This is a genomic window from Kaistia defluvii (assembly GCF_026343955.1).
Taxonomy (GTDB): Bacteria; Pseudomonadota; Alphaproteobacteria; order Rhizobiales; family Kaistiaceae; genus Kaistia; species Kaistia defluvii.
This window is the reverse complement of sequence record NZ_JAPKNI010000007.1, coordinates 1-18,726: the sequence shown is the minus strand read 5'-3', so window position 1 is coordinate 18,726 and position 18,726 is coordinate 1. Positions and strand designations below refer to the sequence as shown.

Genomic DNA, 18,726 nt, shown 5'->3' with positions numbered 1-18,726 from the left:
CAGAACTGAATTGCCGCATCCGGAACTACAGCAGGAAGGGGATGACCATCCCGTCATGGGCCGGCTCGACATCGCCGGGCACATAGGCCGCGAGCGCCGCGTAGTCGAGATCGCCATGCATATGGGTCAGGATCGTCCGGCGCGGGCGCAGGCGCTCGTGCCAGGCCAGCGTATCGTCGACGCTGAAATGGCTTGGATGCGGCCGCCAGCGCAGCGCATCGACCATCCAGAGCTGGAGGCCGGAGAAATGCGGCAGGCTTTCATCGGGGATGGCGCTGATATCGCTGGAATAGATGAAATCGCCAATGCGGAAGCCGAGGCTGTCGATGTCGCCATGGATCTGGCGGATCGGCAGGATGTCGAGCTTGCCGCCGGGGCCGTCGATCGTGAAGCCCTCGCCGCCCTCAATGCGCGTCCGGCCAAGGATCGGCGGATAGCTGCCGCCGGCGGGCGTGCGGAAGCAATAGCCGAACGCTTCTTCCAATCGTTCCTGGGTGAAATCGTCCGAATAGACCGGCACCAGCCGGTGCGTATCCAGCCAGAAGGAGCGCAGATCATCGATGCCATGCGTGTGGTCGGCATGGGGATGGGTGAAAAGCACCGCATCGAGCCGGTCGACGCGCGCGTCGAGCAACTGGTTGCGGACATCCGGGCCGGCATCAACAAGAATGCGGGTCGGATAGGGGTGATCGCCGCGAAAGCCGTCGATCAGGATCGAGGACCGCGTGCGCCGGTTTTTCGGCTCGGACGGGTCGCAGGCGCCCCAGTCATTGCCGATGCGCGGCACGCCAGGCGACGCGCCACAGCCCAGTACGGTGATGCGCAGCCGATCCGCGCGCGGGGCCCCTGCTCCGCCATCAGCCATGATGCGCGGCCGCCTGGCCCGCCAGCGCGTCGCGCGGAACCTTGGTGAAGAGGCGCATGAAGTTCTCTGTCGTCGCGCGCGCGATTTCCTCTGCGGTCACACCCTTGACCTCGGCCAGCACGGCGGCGGTATCGCGCACATAGGCCGGCTCGTTACGCTGGCCGCGATGCGGCACCGGCGCCAGATAGGGCGCGTCGGTCTCGACCAGCAGCCGGTCCATCGGCACGAATTCGGCCACGTCGCGGATCGCCTGCGCGCTCTTGAAGGTCAGGATGCCGGAGAAGGAAACGTAGAGGCCGAGTTCGAGACCGACCTTCGCCAGCGCCGCGCCGGAGGAGAAGCAGTGCAGGGTGGCCGGGAAAGCCCCCTTCCCCATCTCGTCGCGCAGGATGGCGATCATGTCCTCGTCCGCGTCGCGTGCATGGATGACCAGCGGCAACTGCGTGATGCGGGCGGCGGCGATATGGCGGCGCAGGCCCTGCGCCTGCAGCACCTTGTGTTCGGCGCCATAGAAATAGTCGAGCCCCGCCTCGCCGATCGCGACCACCTTCGGATGCGCCGACAGCGTAACCAGTTCCTCGGTGGTGATGTCGGGCTCTTCATGCGCGCTGTTGGGATGCGTGCCGACCGAGCAATAGACCTCGTCATGTGCCTCGGCCAGCGCGCGGATCTTGTCGAACTGGCGGACGCGGGTGGAGATGGTGACCATGAGGCCGACGCCGGCGTCGCGCGCACGCTGCATCAGCGCCTCGCGGTCGGCATCGAAATCGGCGAAATCGAGATGGCAGTGGCTATCGACCAGCATTCTGTTCAGGGGCTCGGCTGATTGCGTCATCGAAGATGTCATGGCGCGAATATGGGGTGTTGGATGCGCTGTCAGTAGCGGCTAACGGCCACGCTGTCGACCATTCTGGACAGTGGCGAGATCCCGCCTCTACAGTGCCCTATGTGACCGCAGGCGGCCGGGGATTCGCACTTGCAACTCAGCCAACGCACTTTTTATGCGATCCTTCCGAGACGCCTCAAGGAAGAGGCCCTGGTGCGCAAGCTGGCGGCCCGGCTGCCCGCCATGCAGGGCGCCCCCGCCTCGCTGGTGCTGAACCAGTTGACCGAAGCCGCCCGGCACCGCTTCCAGATCGATTTCGAGCGCATCGGCACGCAGTTGCACGTCAAGCTCGACCTCGACCTGATGGCGCGCGATCCCTATCAGTTCGAGATGATCTGGCGCCGTTTGCCGGCGCTGATCCACATCATGGCGCGCACCGCGCCCGGCGTGACCTCGGCCACGGCGAGCATTTCCGATGGCGGCGGCAACATCCCGAACGAACTCGCCTATTGCGCCGACGAGCCGCAGGCGATCCTCATGCCGGACCCCGGCTTCATGAAGCCGGAGATCTACCAGTCCTTCCGGCGGCTGGCCGAGAACCGGCCAGGACAATGGGCGGCGCGCAGCGACCTCTTGCTCTGGCGCGGGGCCATCTCCGGCCATGGCGACACCACGACCGATGCGATGGACATCGACGATCCCAACCTGAAGCAGCGGGTAAGGCTGTGCCTGGCGCTGCGCGGGCTGGATGATGTCGACGTTCGGCTGATCGTGCCCGAGCGCGACCGTGCGGCGCATCCGGCACGACAGGCGATGGAGGCGCATGGCATTCTCGGCAGCTTCGTGCCGCCGGCGCGCTGGATCGACGTCAAGTTCGCCATCGACATCGATGGCCCGACCAATAGCTGGGGCAATCTCTATACGCGCATGCTGCTCGGCTGCTGTGTGCTCAAGGTCGCGTCGCCCGCCGGCTTCCGGCAGTGGTTCTATGACGAGTTCGTGCCGTGGACGCACTTCATCCCGGTGGCGGCGGATCTCTCCGACATCGTCGAGAAGGTCGAATGGTGCCGGACCCATGACCAGGCCTGCCGCGAGATCGCGGCGGCCGGTCAGGATTTCGCCCTGCGCCGCACGCGGGAATCCGAGACGATCGCAACGGTGCAGCGGATCAACGACCGGCTCGGGCCGGGGTAGTCGAGTCCCTAGGCTGGTTCAGTCACTTTCGGCGGAGCGTCCTTAAGTCAGAAAGCCCCTCACCCCTACCCTCTCCCGCGAGCGGTAGGCGCATCGCACCCAGTCCCAAGGTCGCAGCCACGCAGGCCCAAAAGCCCTCGCCCGCGTGCGGGAGAGGGTTGGGTGAGGGTCTTGCTTACGGCCAATCTCGGGACACGCCGGGCGTGGCACCGAGAAAAGGCGACCCGGGCTGGCGCATGAGCGCTGCCCGGATGGCCCTCACGCGGACTTTTCAGCCTCTTCCGCCTCGACATAGCGCGGGAAGACGCCGGACGGGGCCGGGAGCGTCGATCCGGGCGCCAGGCGCCCGGCAGCGCCGAGCGAGGCGAAGCTGCGCTCCGTCTCCGGAATGGCGAGAAGATCAAGCAGCTTGGCCGCCGAGCCCGGCATCACCGGCTGTGACAGGATGGCGATCTGGCGGATCACCTCGGCCGTGACATACAGCACGGTCGCGGCGCGCTCCGGATCGGTCTTGCGTAGCTGCCACGGCGCTTGGTTGGCGAAATAGCGGTTCGCCTCGGCAACGACGCCCCAGATCGCATTCAGCGCGTGATGGATCTGCTGCGAATCCATGGCCGTCCGGCAGGTGGGCAGCAAGCCATCCGCGGCGGCAAGGATTTCCTCGTCGGCCGGCTGCAAGGCGCCCGGCTGTGGCACGATGCCGTCGAGGTTTTTGCCGATCATCGACAGCGAACGCTGCGCGAGATTGCCGAGGTCGTTCGCCAGATCCGCATTGATCCGGTTGATGATCGCCTCGTGGCTGTAATTGCCGTCCTGGCCGAAGGGAACTTCGCGCAGGAAGAAGAAGCGAACGGGATCGACGCCGTAATGCTCGATCAGCGAGAACGGATCGATGACATTGCCGAGCGACTTCGACATCTTCTCGCCGCGGTTGAACAGGAAGCCATGCGCGAAGACGCGCTTGGGCGGCTGCAGGCCGGCCGAGAACAGGAATGCCGGCCAGTAGACCGAATGGAAGCGCACGATGTCCTTGCCGATGACATGGACGTCGGCCGGCCAGTAGCGCTGGAAGCTCTCGCTCTTGTCGTCCGGGAAGCCGACCGCCGTGATGTAATTGGTCAGGGCGTCGACCCAGACATACATCACGTGCTTCGGATCGCTCGGAACCGGGATGCCCCAATCGAAGGTCGTACGCGAGATCGAAAGGTCCTTCAGCCCGCCCTTGACGAAGCTGACGACCTCGTTGCGGCGCTCGTCGGGGCCGATGAAGTCGCGATTGGCTTCGTAATGCGCGAGCAGGCGATCCTCATAGGCGGAGAGGCGGAAGAAGTAGCTCTCCTCTTCGACCCAGTCGACGACCGTACCCTGCGGGCCGTAGCGCAGGCCGTCGGCGCGAACCTCGGTTTCCGACTCAGCGTAGTAGGCCTCGTCGCGAACCGAATACCAGCCGGCATAGGCATCCTTGTAGATGTCGCCATTGGCTTCCATGCGACGCCAGATCTCTTCCGAAGCGCGGTAATGGCGCGGCTCGGTGGTCCGGATAAAGTCGTCATTGGAGCAGTTCAGCGCCTCGGCCATCGCCTGGAAGCGGGGCACGTTGCGATCGGCCAGCTCGCGCGCGGTGATGCCGTCGCGCGCCGCCGTCTGCACCATCTTGATGCCGTGCTCGTCCGTTCCGGTCAGGAAGAAGACGTCATAGCCATCCAGCCGCTTGAAGCGCGCCAGCGTATCGGTTGCCAGCATTTCATAGGCATGGCCGATATGCGGAACGCCATTCGGATAGGAAATAGCCGTCGTGATGTAGAATTTCGGCGCTGTCACCGCTGTCTCGCTTCTTTTGTAAACGCAACCAATAGTCTGTGCGCCAGCCCAGGCCGGCCGTTCGACAGCTTCACATTCGGGTCGCGCGAGCGAGGATGTTCATGGTCGTCAGCACAAACTGTTTGCGGTCGAGATTGAGCGCCTCGACCTCAGCCGAAGACTGTCGCAGCTTTTCCCATACCTCCGCCCAAGTCGCAAGCGGCGTCGCCGCCACGCTTTCGGGGATCGGCGAGCCGTCCGGCTCGGGCAGCCCGCGCGCGCGGCGGTTCAGCCAGGCGAAGACCAGATCGACGAAATTGGCAAAGGCTTCGTCCGCCCCACGCTGCGCAACCAGGTCGCCGAGGCCATGCGCCAGCGGACCGTCGAACTGCGGAAACCGCGCCACGACGCGGGAAAAAGCACGCCCCATTGCGGCGGCGTCTTCATCGAGGAAGCCGATGGCGCGGCGAAGGCTGCCCTGACCGGCCTCGGCGGCAAAGCGCCGGATGTCCGCATCGGCATCCGAATGACGCCTGAGCGCCTCCTCGATCGCAGGCACCGCCAGCGACGGCAGATCGAGCCGGCGGCAGCGCGAACGGATGGTCGGCAGCAGCCGGCCGGGGGCATGGGAAACCACCAGGAACAGCGAGCGCTTCGGCGGTTCTTCCAGAATCTTCAGCAAGGCATTGGCGGCATTGGGATTCATGTCATCGGCCGAATCGACGATCGCGATGCGCCAGCCCGCCTCGCCCGCCGTGGATCCAAAGAAGGGAATTGTCCGGCGGATCTCGTCGATCGTCAGGCTCGCCTTGAAGCGCTTACCCTGCTCGTCCCAGGGGCGCGATAGCGTCAGGATGTTGGGATGTGAGCGGGCCGCGATCTTGCCGGCCGCCGGCGAATCCGACGGCACCGCCAACGTTTCGGCGTCAGGAGCCCGGGCGGGATCGGGATAGGTCAGCGCGAAGCGGGCGAACCGATAGGCCAGCGTCGCCTTGCCGATGCCGCGCGGTCCGCCGATCATCCAGGCGTGGTGCATGCGGCCACCGCGATAGGCCTCGACCATCAGCCGCTCGACCGCGGGGGCGCCATGCCACTCGGTCTGCTCCTCCGGCAGCGGCCAGCCCTCGATGGCGTCGGGGCGGGTGATCTCGGACGCTGCCATGGTCTAGTTCACACTCTCGATCATGCGCTGGCGAACGCCCTGCCAGATAGCATCGGCGACAATGTCCTGCGTCTGGTTGGCATCGATGACGAGGCAGCGGTCGGGGTCGGCCGCCGCGATCGCCAGGAACAATTGGCGTCGCCGCTCGTGCCGTTCAACCGTCTCGCGCTCGAACCGGTCGGCGGGCCCCGCCTCCCCGCTACGCCGCCGTGCGGCGCGCGCCAGGCCGATCTCGACCGGCAGGTCGAGCACTAGGGTCAGGTCCGGCCGCACGCTGCCGATGGCAATCTTCTCGAGGCTGTCGAGCAAGACGGAATCGACCCCATCCGAACCCTGATAGGCGCGGGTTGAATCGATGAACCGGTCGCACAGCACCCATTCCCCGCGCTCCAGCGCGGGCCGGATCAGGCGGTCGACATGGTCGGCGCGGGCGGCCGCGAACAGCATCGTCTCCGCCTCGGGGCCCAGATGTTCCGCACCGCCCGAAAGGATGAACGAGCGGATCTGCTCCGCCATCTCCGTTCCCCCGGGCTCCCGCGTCAAGACGACCGTCTGGCCCCTCTCGCGCAGGCGCTCGGCCAGGCGGCGGATCTGGGTCGACTTGCCCGATCCCTCCCCGCCTTCGAATGTGATGAACCGACCCGGCAAGCGCGTCATAACTTCCATTGTGGCAGCCAGCCGATCAGCAGTTGCTGGACGGCGTCGAGGGCGCGCTGATCCATTGAACCCTTGGCGATGGCAGCGGTGGTGAAGACGGGCTTCTCCAGAATCTGGGCATCGCCAACCCAGACGCGAACGACGCCGACCTGTCTGCCCTGCTCGACCGGTGCAAGCAAGGGGCCCGTATAGGTGATCCGGGCGCGAATCCGCTCGCGATTGCCCCGCATCAACAGGATGTCGAGCGGATCGCGCGTCGCAAGCCCGACCGAGCGCGCCGCGCCGCCATAGACCCGAGCCTCGCCGACCACCTCGCCGCGATCGAAGAAGCGCAGCCGCTCGAACGCGGCATTGCCCCAGTCAAGCAGCTTGCGCGCCTCCTCTGCCCGCTCCTTGTCGCTTTCGAGCCCGCTGATCACGACGATCATGCGATGACCATCGCGAACCGCCGAGGCGGTCAGGCCATAACCGGATTCCTTCGTGAAACCCGTCGAAAGCCCGTCCGCGCCAATGCCGGCGGCCAGCAGCGGATTGCGGTTTCGCTGATAGATGTTGTTCCAGGTGAAGTCGGGCTCCGCGTAGATACTATAGAGATCGGGGTAACTGCGGATCAGGTAGTCGGCGATCTTGTACAGATCCTGCGCCGTGACCTTCTGTGCCGGGTCCGGCAGGCCGGAGACGTTGACGAAATGCGAACCGGTCAGGCCCAGCGCCTTGGCCTTGCGGTTCATCATCTCGACGAAGGCGCCTTCGGAACCCGCGATCCCTTCCGCCAGGATGATGCAGGCGTCATTGCCCGCCTGAACGATGGCGCCGCGCAGCAGATCGGAGACCGCGATCGAGGATTTCAGCTTGGCGAACATCGTGGCGCTCCCGGACGGGGCGCCGCCCGTGCGCCAGGCATATTCGCTGACCGGGAAACTGTCCTCGAGGTGGATCTTGCCCTCATGGATGGCGTCGAATACCACCGCCATCGTCATCATCTTGGCCATGGCGGCGGGCTGGAACGGCACGTCCTCCGCCTTGCTGTAGAGGATCGTGCCGGAGTCGACGTCGACCAGCATCGCGCTCGCCGCCTTGCTTTCATAGGGAGCGGCAAAGGCCACCCATGTCTGCACCGCCATGCCGACGATCATCAGCACGGCACAGACGAAAAGGCGGAGCGGGTACCGGCAGGAAAGCATCACGGAATACCGGGCGCGAGAACCAGAGCGGCAGCGGCCAGCCGCCGCCCTGTTCTGGTTAACAGGCTCGATGCGCCGCGATCAATGACGATCGTGGTCAGCGGGTGACCAGATAGGCACCCGGCAATCCCGCAGCCTGCACCGAGCGGACGGCATCCTCGCCGCGCATCGAGCGATCGGCCAGGACCAGCCGCATCGATTGCAGGCTCTTGCCGCCGACCGTGATCGGCGTTGCCGTGACGCGGCCGAGCTCGGTGAAGCGGCCGGCCACGGCCTGGACATTGGCCAGGTTCGAGAACACGCCGAGTTGGATCACCGGAACGTCAGCGCCGCGTTCGGACGCGACCCGCTCCACGGCGGCGTCGAGCGCCGATTGCAGCCTGTCCTTTCCGGCGCCCCCTGCGGCAAGGTCGGCGACGGCGCGCTGCGCCGGCGAGACCGGCATATCGGCCGCGTAGGAAGAGCGGGCCGAGCGGCGCACGGGCGGAGCATACGCGTCCGATGACATCGAGGCGGGTATCGCCTCCGCATCGGAGAAACCGACAGGGCTGGTGACCGTATAGGAGCCCAGCGAACGCTCGCCGTAATTGCTGCCTTGCGGCGCGGCGTCGGCCTGCGCCACGACGTGGCGGGCCGGCTGTGCCCCGTTATAGGCGAGCGCCGGATCGAAAGCGTCGCCGCCTTCGTAAAAATCGGGCCGTGGCCGCGGAACGGGCGCCAGGGCCGCCATGACGACGGCCGGATTGGCACTCGGGGCGCGAAGCGCCGGAGTCGGCGCCATGGCGAGCATGGTATCGCCCGAGATGCTGCTGCCCGGCCCCCTGTAGGAGGCCAGCAGCATGCGCTGATCGTGGCCTTCCATCCGGGCCGGACCGATATATTCGACCTTCACCTTGGCGGTGCCGTGGTGCTTCATGTCGAGCACCTCGGCGGTGCGCGAGGAAAGGTCCATCACGCGGTCGCTGGCATAGGGGCCGCGATCGTTGACCCGCACCGTGATCGAGCGGCCATTGCGCAGATTGGTGACGCGGGCATAGCTCGGCAGGGGCATGGTCGGGTGGGCCGCCGAAAAGCCGTCCATGTCATAGACTTCGCCATTCGCGGTATAGCGGCCATGAAAAGCCGAGCCATACCAGGAGGCGTAGCCGACGGCGGTATAGCGCTTGTGCTCGAACGGCTTGTAGACGCGGCCCTTCACCGTATAGGGCTTGCCCACCATGTAGCGGCCACCGCCCTGCGGCACGGGCTGGCCGTACTGGACAACGCGCGGACTGGCTTTGACGCCATACTCCTTCTCGGAGAAATATTCCTTGCTGCGCTTGGCCGGCTTGGGCGGGGCTGTGGCGCAGGACGCGAGGAGCGCGGCGGCGGCGACAGCGGTCGCAGCCTTCAGCATCACCCTGCCCTGCGGCGCTTCCGAGCCGAACAGGCCCAGAATCTGTATTTTTGAAATCCCCATCTCGCCTATCCGATAGCAGCAACCGTTGCATTTGTCGATTGGATCGACCGGTGCCGACGCCTTTCGGGCCAGACGGAGCATGCAGCCACGCGCGCCCCGATCCTGACATGAGATCGCATTCAGCCGGTTTGGCCTTTCCGGCTGGTTAATCAAACGTGGCTGAATTGCGTCAATTGCGTGGAACCCCAAGGACTTGGCGAGATCGTTAATCAATCGTCACCATTCCGGGCGCATGACGGGTCATCCACATCTGGATCGAAGGTTGCGCTTGCAATCGCCGTCGGTGTTCAGCATTGATCCCCGATCGACCCGGACGGGTGGCCGAGTGGTTTAAGGCAGCGGTCTTGAAAACCGCCGAGGGTGCAAGCCCTCCGTGGGTTCGAATCCCACCCCGTCCGCCAGCCCCGCCGATTCTACGCTAGAGCGCGATATTCTTCGCTATGCTTGCGAAAACGCCGCCTATAGCTTTGAATCGGCGTGGAATTGCGCCGATAGGGGATCCCGTTCCAACGCCGTCTGACACACCCCTTTGAAGGGATTGATCTCTGGCGTCGTCCTTGCCTGCCGCTGGGCCATGCCATCCTCCGTCAACGTCCGGAATCGAAAGGACGCCACGAACAGCCTCCAAGCGGTGGATGCATGCCGCCGATTATGCACCGGCCTCGGGGGAGTCATCGGATGCATTCGTTCCCGCAGCGATGATGGCTCGCAGGAACATGGTGAGGGTCGGAGCAAGTCGCGCCGGGCTGCTAACGCTCTCCTGCACTACCAATCCATTGACCAGTGCAATAAACCCTATCGCCAATTGCTCCGTCCGAGCCGGGGGCGCTTTCCTTAGGCGCGCGAACATCCGCCCGATCAGCGTTGCGACCCGCTGCTCGTGCTCCCGCCAGAAGCAGGCGTAACTCTCGGCGAAAGTCGGACTTCTCAGCGCATGCAACTGAAGTTCGACAGCCAGTATCGACCAGTCCTTCTTTTCCTTGAGCGCCTCGAATCTCGTTTCCAACTCGAGGAGGATCTGGTCGATCGCGCTATTCTCGTTTCCCACGATGGCATCGAGCTGGCTGTCTTCCACGGCGACATGCCTTTTCAGGAGTTCAAGCAGCACAGCCTCCTTACAGGTGAAATTCGAATAGAACGCCCCCTGCGAGTATCCGGCCTCCTCGGCGATGTCGCGCAATGACGTTCCGCCGAAGCCACGTTCCACAAACAGCTTTCGCGCCGCCTCGATAAGGCTTTCACGGGTCTGCGCCTGCGTTTCCTGGCGGCTCAACCTTTTTCTTCCGACAGTCATCATCATGCTGCTCGAATGCCTCCTCCCTGGCAATGAGAATTAGGCTCAACTGATATCAGGTGAAATCTGGATCTCATTTGATCTCGATCAAGGCGGTCTACGGCTAGCAGCCTAAGCTGAACTCCACAGGATCCCCTCAATGGTGAGGCTCATTCACCGTGGAGCCGGTTATGGCGATCAAGATAGCAGTCCTCAAGGAAACAAAGCCGGGCGAAAAGCGTGTTGCCGTCGTGCCCACAGTCGCCGCAGGGCTGGAACGCCTTGGTGCTTCGGTGAATCTTCAGGCAGGCGCGGGCCGTGCCGCGACCTTTGCCGACGAAGCTTACAAGGATGCTTCGTTCTACGACACGGCTAGCGGACTGGTCGCAGATGCGGACATCGTCCTCGCCGTTCAACCCCCGACTGTCGAAGTCCTCCGCGCTATGAAGGTCGGCTCCGTGCTGGTGTCTTTCATTTATAGCCAAACGAATCCAAGCCTCGTTGCAGAGCTGCGGGACAGACATGTGACTGCGCTGGCGATGGAACTGATCCCGCGCATAGGCCGGGCACAGTCGATGGACGCGCTGTCGAGCCAGGCGGCACTCGCCGGCTATTATGCGCCGCTGCTCGGCGCCGTGCACATGCCGCGCATCCTGCCGATGATGACGACCGCTGTCGGTTCGCTGCGGGCCGCGAGAGTTCTGGTCATGGGCCTCGGCGTCGCCGGCCTCTCGGCGCTTGCAACCGCGCATCGGCTTGGCGCGATCACCGAGGGCTATGACGTCCGGCCCGAGACAAAGGAGCAGGCCCAGTCACTCGGAGCAAAGTTCGTCGAGACCGGCATCGATGCGCGCGGCGAAGGCGGCTATGCCCGTGAGCTGACGGTCGATGAGAAGGAACGGGTCCAAAAGGCGCTCAGCCAGCACATCGCCGAAGCCGATATGATCATCACCACGGCCTCTGTGCCTGGACGGCCGTCGCCGAAGCTGATTTCGGCCGCGCAGATCTCCGCGATGAGGCCGGGCTCCGTCATCGTCGACCTCGGTGCCGAGGGCGGCGGTAATTGCGAGGGTACGAAGCCCGGCGAAACGGTCACGGTCGGCCCCGCCACGATTCTGGGCCCATTGAACGTGCCATCCGCGCTCGCCCAGCATGCGAGCGAACTCTACGCCAAGAACCTGCTCAATCTCATCGGGCTGATCGTCAAGGACGGCGCGCTCAAACTCGACTTCCAGGACGAGGTGATCGCCGGCGCAACCCTCACTCATGCGGGCGAGATCCGGAACAAGGTCGTTCGTGAAAGCCTCCAGGCCGGAAAAAGCCTCGAAGCCGAGAACGCATAAGGAGATCTCAGAATGGCGATCGACACATCGATGACCTGGCTCATCGCCCTTTACATCTTCATGCTCGCGGCTTTCACCGGCTACGAAGTCATCAGCCGGGTGCCCTCGATCCTCCATACGCCGCTCATGTCCGGGTCGAACTTCATCCATGGCATCGTCGTTGTCGGCGCGCTGCATGCGCTCATCAGCGCGACCTCGCTGTTTGCCCAGATCGTCGGCTTTCTTGCTGTCGCGCTTGGCGCCGCCAATGCGGCGGGTGGCTACATCGTGACCGACCGCATGCTCGCGATGTTCAAAACCAGCGGCGACAAATCCACCGCCGGAAAGAAGAACTGACATGTTCGCTCAGCACATTTTGGGATTGAGCGGTCTTGCCGCCGCGGCTTTCTTCATCCTCGGCCTGAAACGCATGTCATCGCCGGCAACGGCGCTGTCGGGTATCGTGGTGGCGGGCGTCGGCATGGTGGTCGCGGTCGCGGCCAGCTTCCTGGTGATCTTCGATCTGCCCGATACGGTCCGGCCGCATCTGACAATCAACCTGATCCTAGCCGTGATTGCGCTTCTCATCGGCGGCGGTTGGGCCTGGATGCGTGGCCGCAAGGTCGAGATGACGGCGATGCCGCAGATGGTCGCGCTCTATAACGGCATGGGGGGCGGCGCTGCCGCGGCGGTGGCGGCAGTTGAACTCTCGGCACGCGGCATGCAGGCCGTGGAGATCCTTGCCGTAACTGTGGCAGGCGCGCTGATCGGCTCGATCTCGCTCACCGGATCGGTGATCGCCTGGGCCAAGCTCGACGGCAAGATCAACAGACCGTGGCGCTTCAGCGGACAGCGCATCGTCAACGCTCTCGTGTTCCTGACGACCGTCCTGCTTGGCGTCGCGGTCATTGCTTTTTTCGATGACCCGCTGCTGCCGGTTTTGGCGGTGCTGTTCTTCCTCGGTGCGCTGGCCTTCGGCATCATGATGACCCTGCCGATCGGCGGCGCCGACATGCCGGTGGTGATCTCGCTCTTCAATGCCTTCACCGGCCTGGCCGTTGCTCTCGAAGGTTATGCGCTGCAGAACCCGGCGCTGATGATCGCCGGCATGGTGGTCGGCTCAGCCGGCACGCTGCTGACGATCCTGATGGCCAAGGCGATGAACCGTTCGCTCGCCAACGTCCTCTTCTCGAATTTCGGCGATGCCGCCACATCCGGCACCAGCGAGGTGCAGGGTCAGATGAAGTCGACCGACGCGAGAGATGCGGGCATCGCCATGCGCTACGCCTCGAACGTCATCATCATCCCAGGCTACGGCCTCGCGGTCGCGCAAGGCCAACAGAAGCTCTACGAGTTCGTCAAGCTGCTCCAGGCCGCCGGTGTCGACGTCAAGTTCGCGATCCATCCCGTCGCCGGCCGCATGCCCGGCCACATGAACGTGCTGCTCGCCGAGGCCGGCGTTCCCTACGACATTATCTTCGACATGGAAGACATCAACGCTGACTTCGCCAGTACCGATGTCGCGCTCGTGATCGGGGCGAATGACGTCGTCAACCCGGCGGCACGCACCGACAAGTCCTCGCCGATCTACGGCATGCCGATCCTTAACGCCGACCAGGCCCATCAGGTCTACGTCATCAAACGCGGCCAGGGCAAAGGCTATTCCGGCGTCGAGAACCTCCTCTTCTACGGGGAGAATTGCAGCATGGTCTATGGCGATGCCCAGGCCGTGCTCACGCAAATGGTCCAGGCGGTGAAGGACCTTGGCGCCTGAAACAGGTGGAAAGGCGCCATTCGCCTGACCGCTCCATCAATTGAAGGAGAGAGAAAAATGACCTACGCAACGATCAATCCCTATAGCGGTGAAACGCTAAAAACCTTTGCCGACGCGACGGACGCGGAGGTGCGCGAGGCAATCGACAAAGCCCATAGCGCCTTTCTGGACTGGAAGACCACGCCCTTTGCTGAACGTGGCCGCATCCTGCAGAAGGCGGCCGACATCCTGCGCCGTGACAGCGATGCCTATGCAAAGTTGCTGACGCTGGAGATGGGCAAGATCTTCGCCGAAGCGAAGGCAGAGGTCGAGCTGTCGGCGAAGATCTTTGAATATTACGTCCGCAACGCCGAGGAACTGCTCAAGCCCGGAAAACTGCCGGTGCTCGATCCGGCGGAGGGCGACGCCATCCTCGTGCACGAGCCGCTCGGCGTGCTTCTGGCGATCGAGCCGTGGAACTTCCCCTATTACCAGATTGCCCGCATCCTCGCGCCGCAGCTTTCAGCCGGGAATACGGTATTGCTGAAACATGCCTCCAACGTGCCGCAGAGTGCGGCTGCCTTCGAGAAACTGATGCGGGAGGCCGGCCTTCCAGATGGCGCCTTCCGGAACCTGTATGCCACGCGTGCGCAGATCGAACTGATTATCAACGACGATCGCGTCCACGGCGTCGCGCTGACGGGGTCCGAAGCTGCTGGATCAATCGTGGCCGCGCAGGCGGGCAAGGCGCTGAAGAAGTCGACCATGGAACTCGGCGGCGCCGACGCCTTCGTGGTGCTGGCGGACGCCGATCTGGAGAAGACGACGAAATGGGCCGTGTTCGGCCGGCACTGGAACGGCGGACAGGTCTGCTGCTCTTCCAAGCGCCTGATCGTCGTCGATCCGGTCTATGATTCTTTCCTCCAGCGTTATCGCACGGGCGTCGCGGGTCTCGTCGCCGGCGACCCCTTCGATCCGAACACGACGCTGGCGCCGCTGTCGTCGCAGAAGGCTGCCGACGACGTGAAGGAGCAGATCCGCGAGGCGGTAAGGCTCGGCGCGAGGGCCGAGGAGGTCGGGCCGCCTGTGCCCAATCAGGGCGCCTTCGTCCAGCCTACCATCCTGACGGATGTCGGCGAGGACAATCCAGCACGCTACTGGGAGTTCTTCGGACCGGTCTCACTGCTGTTCCGGGCGAAGGATGAGGCCGACGCCGTGCGCATCGCCAACGATAGCCCCTTCGGCCTCGGCGGTTCGGTGTTCACCTCCAACCCCGCCCATGGCTTTGAAGTCGCCAAACAGATTTCGACGGGCATGGTCTTCGTCAACCATCCCACCAAGGTGGAGGCCGACCTGCCTTTCGGCGGCATCCGCCGCTCCGGCTATGGCCGCGAACTCATCGGTCTCGGGCTGAAGGAATTCGTAAACCACAAGCTCATCGACGTGGTCGATATCGACGCTCATTTCTGAGCACGGCTCCCTCCCGCCTTTCGGCTTGAGGGAGCATTGATCTTAATTGAATGGAAGGATTAGCAGCATGGCTGCCAATAAAAAAGTTGCCGTTGTCACGGGTGCCGGTCAGGGCATCGGTCTCGCTATCGCCATCCGCCTTGCCAGGGATGGTTTTGCCATTGGCTGTCTCGACTATAATGCCGCCACGGCAAAAAAAGCGGCCGACGCGATTATCGCCAGCGGCGGCGAGGCGCTCGGCGTCCAGGTGGATGTTTCGCAACGCGAACAAGTCTTTCGGGCGGTGGATGAGGTCGTTGCCCGTTTCGGCCGTCTGGACGTGATGATCAACAATGCCGGCCTTGGCCCGGTCACGCCGATCGAGGACATCACCCCCGAAATCTACCACAAGGTGTTCGACGTCAATGTCGGGGGGACCTATTGGGGCATCCAGGCCGCCGTGAAGCATTTCAAGGCGCGCAAGCCCGCGAAGAAGGGAGATATCGTCGGCAAGATCATCAACGCTTCGTCACAGGCCGGTCAGGTCGGTAATCCGGACCTCGCTGTATATGGCGCCACCAAGTTCGCCATTCGCGGCATTACCCAGACCGCAGCAAAGGATCTCGCCCCGCTCGGTATCACGTCCAATGCCTATTGCCCGGGCATCGTGCGCACGCCGATGATGGAGGGCATCGCGCAAAAGGTCGCCGACGAGAACGGCAAGTCCCTGGAATGGGGTCTCCAGCAGTGGGCAAGTAGCGTTGCGCTCGGTCGCATCTCCCAACCGGAAGATGTCGCCGCCTGCGTCTCATACCTTGCTGGCCCGGATTCAGACTACATGACTGGTCAGGCCCTCATCATCGACGGTGGTATGGTCTTCAATTGATTTCATCGGCGTCGGGCGGACCGCGATCCGGGTACCTCATCGGATCGCACGCCCCGATCGAACGCGCCCTCGCCTATCGCTGGAACAACTGCGCCGCCAGGAGTGTGAAAGCAATCCTCGAGAATACGTCAACCAACACCCTGGAGGTATCCATGACCAGGACCAGGACCATGAAGGCTGCGGTCGTCCGCGAATTCGGCAAGCCGTTGAGGATCGAAGAGGTCCCGGTGCCCACCGTGGGCGCGGGCCAGATTCTCGTCAAGATCTCATTCCCGGCCATGAGATCGTCGGCCGCATCGAGGCTGTCGGCATCGGCGTTGACGACCATCGTCCAGTAGAACGCGTCGGCATCCCCTGGCTCGGCCATATCTGCAGGATTTGCCCTTACTGCCGAAGCGCGCGCGAGAACCTGTGCGAGGATCCGCAATTCACCGGCAATACGCGCGACGGCGGCTACGCCACGTCCGGTCTCGAATTTATGAATCTCGTGCGCAAGGGATATTTTGCGCATGTAACGGACACGGGGAAAAAGAACGCCGGCGGCCACCTATGCCTCGAAGCCCGATAAGCGAGGCTGATGACGAACGCTGCCATCCGAAACACGATGAGCCGGCGCTTACTGAGAAGGATATTTGCGATGCACTATTCCAGCGGAAACTTCGAAGCCTTTGCCCGTCCCCGCAAACCCGAAGGGGTCGAGAACAAGACGGCCTGGTTCGTTGGATCGGGCCTTGCCTCGCTTGCCGGCGCAGCCTTCCTGATCCGCGACGGACACATGGCAGGCGACCGGATCACCATCCTCGAAGAGTTGAAGCTGCCGGGTGGCGCGCTGGACGGGATCAAGGAACCTGAAAAGGGCTTCGTGATCCGAGGCGGCCGCGAGATGGAAGACCATTTCGAATGCCTGTGGGACCTGTTCCGCTCGATCCCTTCGCTGGAGATCGACGATGCAAGCGTCCTCGATGAATTCTTCTGGCTCAACAAGAGCGATCCCAACTCCTCGCTGCAGCGCACCACACAGAAGCAGGGGCAAGACGTTCCCGACAAGGCCCTGCTGACCCTGAACGACAAGGCGCAAAAGGATCTGCTGCGGCTTTTCTTCGCTACCCGCGAGGAGATGGAGAACAAGCGCATCAACGAAGTCCTCGGCGAGGATTTCCTGGCCAGCAATTTCTGGCTCTACTGGCGCACCATGTTCGCCTTCGAGGAATGGCATTCGGCACTGGAGATGAAGCTCTATTTGCATCGCTTCATTCATCACATCCACGGCCTGGCGGATTTTTCGACGCTAAAATTCACCCGGTACAATCAATATGAATCGCTTGTCCTGCCGCTGGTCAAATGGTTGCAGGATCACGGCGTGACGTTCCGCTATGGCGTCGAGGTCACCGACGTCGATTTCGAAATTCAGTCGGACCGCAAGCAGGCCACGCGCATCCACTGGCTGCAAGATGACGCACCGAGCGGCGTTGATCTCGGCCCGGACGATCTGGTGTTCATGACCATCGGCTCGCTGACCGAAAATTCCGACACCGGCGATCATCACACGCCTGCAAAGCTCAACGAGGGGCCGGCCCCGGCATGGGACCTGTGGCGGCGCATCGCCGCGAAGGATCCGGCTTTTGGCCGCCCCGACGTGTTCGGCGCCCACATTCCGGAGACAAAATGGGAATCGGCCACGATCACCACGCTCGATGAGCGTATCCCCAGCTACATCCAGAAGGTCGTCAAACGCGATCCCTTCAGCGGCAAGGTGGTCAGCGGCGGCATTGTCACCGTCAAAGATTCGAGTTGGCTGTGCAGCTGGACGGTGAACCGCCAGCCGCACTTCAAGCAACAGCCGAAGGATCAGGTCGTGTGCTGGTTCTATTCGCTATTCGTGGACAGGCCCGGCGACTACGTGAAGAAACCGATGCAGGACTGCAGCGGCGAGGAGATCACGCAGGAGTGGCTCTACCATCTGGGCGTGCCGGTTGAGGAGATTCCTGAACTGGCGGCAACCGGCGCGAAGACAGTGCCGGTGATGATGCCCTACATCACCGCGTTCTTCATGCCGCGCCAGGCCGGCGACCGACCAGATGTCGTGCCAAAGGATGCCGTCAATTTCGCGTTCATCGGCCAGTTCGCCGAGGCGAAGGAGCGGGATTGCATCTTCACCACCGAATACTCGGTGCGCACGCCGATGGAGGCCGTCTATACGCTGCTTAATATCGAACGCGGCGTGCCGGAAGTGTTCAACTCGACCTACGACATTCGCACGCTGCTGGCGGCCGTGGCTCCGCTGCGAGATGGTAAGGGGATCGACATCCCAGGCCCGGCCTTCCTGCGCAACCTGCTTCTGAAAAAGCTCGATACAACCGAGATCGGCGACCTGCTGAAGGAGTATAAGCTGATTTCCGAATGAGTGTGCCAGATAGCCGCCGCTCCGCCCGTCACCATGACAGCGAAAACGGGACGAACCGGCGCGATATGCGATGCTTATTGCGGCTGCAGATGCTCGGACATGAAGTCGACGAACGCCCTCAGTTTGGGCGTGATCTGGCGGCTGGCCGGCCAGAGCACGTTGAACTGATCAGCCTCTTCCACCCACTCGTCCAAAATCGACACGAGACGGCCGTCAGCGATCTCGTCGCGGATCGCAAAGGGCGGCAGACAGGCAATGCCCAGCCCCTCGATCGCCAACGCGATCAGAGGATCGACCGCCGTCGCGCTCATCCGTTCGGGCAGAACGATCTTTCCCTGACGTTCCCCGCGAGCAAACGGCCAGGGTCGGATCCTACCGCTGCTGGGAGAGCGTTGGTGAAGACACTGGTGCTGCGCCAGAGCAAGTTTGGCTCGGATTGTGGCCTTGTGCGCCGCTAGGCTCGGGACTCAATCACGCCCACCATATGATTGT

The 18,726-nt window shown here is 63.4% G+C and carries 17 protein-coding genes and 1 tRNA gene; 9 read left to right on the top strand and 9 right to left on the bottom strand.

Annotated features, from left to right (window positions below):
- Positions 1-25: 25 nt before the first annotated feature.
- Entirely contained in the window at positions 26-865 is an 840-nt protein-coding gene (locus tag OSH10_RS17235; protein WP_266333171.1) for an MBL fold metallo-hydrolase, read from the bottom strand.
- The gene (locus OSH10_RS17230; RefSeq protein WP_266333169.1) at positions 858-1,670 is read right to left on the bottom strand and encodes a TatD family hydrolase; all 813 of its coding nucleotides are present in this window, start codon (positions 1,668-1,670) and stop codon (positions 858-860) included. The genes OSH10_RS17235 and OSH10_RS17230 overlap by 8 nt, the downstream gene beginning before the upstream one ends.
- Before the next feature lie 234 nt (positions 1,671-1,904).
- On the opposite strand from OSH10_RS17230, the gene OSH10_RS17225 reads away from it, so the two are divergent.
- Positions 1,905-2,885 carry a glycosyl transferase family 90 gene (locus OSH10_RS17225; protein ID WP_266333168.1) on the top strand — a complete coding sequence of 327 codons (981 nt, stop codon included), beginning with the start codon at positions 1,905-1,907 and terminating at the stop codon, positions 2,883-2,885.
- 258 nt (positions 2,886-3,143) lie between these two features.
- Here the strand turns inward: OSH10_RS17225 and metG are convergent, their stop codons facing one another.
- The 5 genes from metG to OSH10_RS22975 all read right to left on the bottom strand — a co-directional run bounded on the left by metG (position 3,144) and on the right by OSH10_RS22975 (position 9,084).
- Positions 3,144-4,739 (bottom strand): methionine--tRNA ligase, encoded by a 1,596-nt coding sequence (metG, locus tag OSH10_RS17220; protein ID WP_266333375.1) that lies wholly within the window; start codon positions 4,737-4,739, stop codon positions 3,144-3,146.
- 37 nt (positions 4,740-4,776) lie between these two features.
- The gene (locus OSH10_RS17215) at positions 4,777-5,847 is read right to left on the bottom strand and encodes a DNA polymerase III subunit delta' (RefSeq protein WP_266333167.1); all 1,071 of its coding nucleotides are present in this window, start codon (positions 5,845-5,847) and stop codon (positions 4,777-4,779) included.
- A gap of 3 nt (positions 5,848-5,850) precedes the next feature.
- Positions 5,851-6,504, bottom strand: a complete 654-nt coding sequence (gene tmk, locus OSH10_RS17210) for a dTMP kinase (RefSeq protein ID WP_407660726.1) — start codon at positions 6,502-6,504, stop codon at positions 5,851-5,853.
- Positions 6,501-7,688, bottom strand: coding sequence for a D-alanyl-D-alanine carboxypeptidase family protein (locus OSH10_RS17205; protein WP_266333164.1), 1,188 nt, complete (start codon positions 7,686-7,688; stop codon positions 6,501-6,503). Before OSH10_RS17205 ends, tmk begins: the two co-directional genes overlap by 4 nt.
- Positions 7,689-7,785: 97 nt before the next feature.
- On the bottom strand, positions 7,786-9,084 hold the full coding sequence (locus OSH10_RS22975) for a septal ring lytic transglycosylase RlpA family protein (RefSeq protein WP_407660729.1): 1,299 nt from the start codon (positions 9,082-9,084) through the stop codon (positions 7,786-7,788).
- A gap of 374 nt (positions 9,085-9,458) precedes the next feature.
- Here OSH10_RS22975 and OSH10_RS17195 point away from each other — a divergent pair.
- Positions 9,459-9,548, top strand: a tRNA-Ser gene (locus tag OSH10_RS17195).
- A gap of 248 nt (positions 9,549-9,796) precedes the next feature.
- Here the strand turns inward: OSH10_RS17195 and OSH10_RS17190 are convergent.
- Positions 9,797-10,447, bottom strand: a complete 651-nt coding sequence (locus OSH10_RS17190) for a TetR/AcrR family transcriptional regulator (protein ID WP_266333163.1) — start codon at positions 10,445-10,447, stop codon at positions 9,797-9,799.
- Positions 10,448-10,611: 164 nt separating this feature from the next.
- Between OSH10_RS17190 and OSH10_RS17185 the strand changes: the two genes are divergently transcribed.
- The 7 genes from OSH10_RS17185 to OSH10_RS17155 all read left to right on the top strand — a co-directional run bounded on the left by OSH10_RS17185 (position 10,612) and on the right by OSH10_RS17155 (position 18,234).
- Positions 10,612-11,763 (top strand): NAD(P) transhydrogenase subunit alpha, encoded by a 1,152-nt coding sequence (locus OSH10_RS17185; RefSeq protein ID WP_266333162.1) that lies wholly within the window; start codon positions 10,612-10,614, stop codon positions 11,761-11,763.
- Between the two features lie 12 nt (positions 11,764-11,775).
- The gene (locus tag OSH10_RS17180; protein ID WP_266333161.1) at positions 11,776-12,099 is read left to right on the top strand and encodes an NAD(P) transhydrogenase subunit alpha; all 324 of its coding nucleotides are present in this window, start codon (positions 11,776-11,778) and stop codon (positions 12,097-12,099) included.
- A 1-nt stretch (position 12,100) separates the two neighbouring features.
- Complete coding sequence (locus tag OSH10_RS17175) at positions 12,101-13,516, top strand: NAD(P)(+) transhydrogenase (Re/Si-specific) subunit beta (protein ID WP_266333160.1); 1,416 nt, start codon at positions 12,101-12,103, stop codon at positions 13,514-13,516.
- A 57-nt stretch (positions 13,517-13,573) separates the two neighbouring features.
- The gene (locus OSH10_RS17170; RefSeq protein WP_266333159.1) at positions 13,574-14,965 is read left to right on the top strand and encodes an NAD-dependent succinate-semialdehyde dehydrogenase; all 1,392 of its coding nucleotides are present in this window, start codon (positions 13,574-13,576) and stop codon (positions 14,963-14,965) included.
- A 67-nt stretch (positions 14,966-15,032) separates the two neighbouring features.
- On the top strand, positions 15,033-15,830 hold the full coding sequence (locus OSH10_RS17165) for a (S)-acetoin forming diacetyl reductase (protein ID WP_266333158.1): 798 nt from the start codon (positions 15,033-15,035) through the stop codon (positions 15,828-15,830).
- Positions 15,811-16,398 (top strand): alcohol dehydrogenase catalytic domain-containing protein, encoded by a 588-nt coding sequence (locus OSH10_RS17160; protein ID WP_266333157.1) that lies wholly within the window; start codon positions 15,811-15,813, stop codon positions 16,396-16,398. The genes OSH10_RS17165 and OSH10_RS17160 overlap by 20 nt, the downstream gene beginning before the upstream one ends.
- Positions 16,399-16,467: 69 nt before the next feature.
- Positions 16,468-18,234 (top strand): oleate hydratase, encoded by a 1,767-nt coding sequence (locus tag OSH10_RS17155; RefSeq protein WP_266333156.1) that lies wholly within the window; start codon positions 16,468-16,470, stop codon positions 18,232-18,234.
- Between the two features lie 74 nt (positions 18,235-18,308).
- On the opposite strand, the gene OSH10_RS17150 is transcribed toward OSH10_RS17155, so the two are convergent.
- On the bottom strand, positions 18,309-18,653 hold the full coding sequence (locus OSH10_RS17150) for a LysR substrate-binding domain-containing protein (protein ID WP_266333373.1): 345 nt from the start codon (positions 18,651-18,653) through the stop codon (positions 18,309-18,311).
- Positions 18,654-18,726 lie beyond the last annotated feature (73 nt).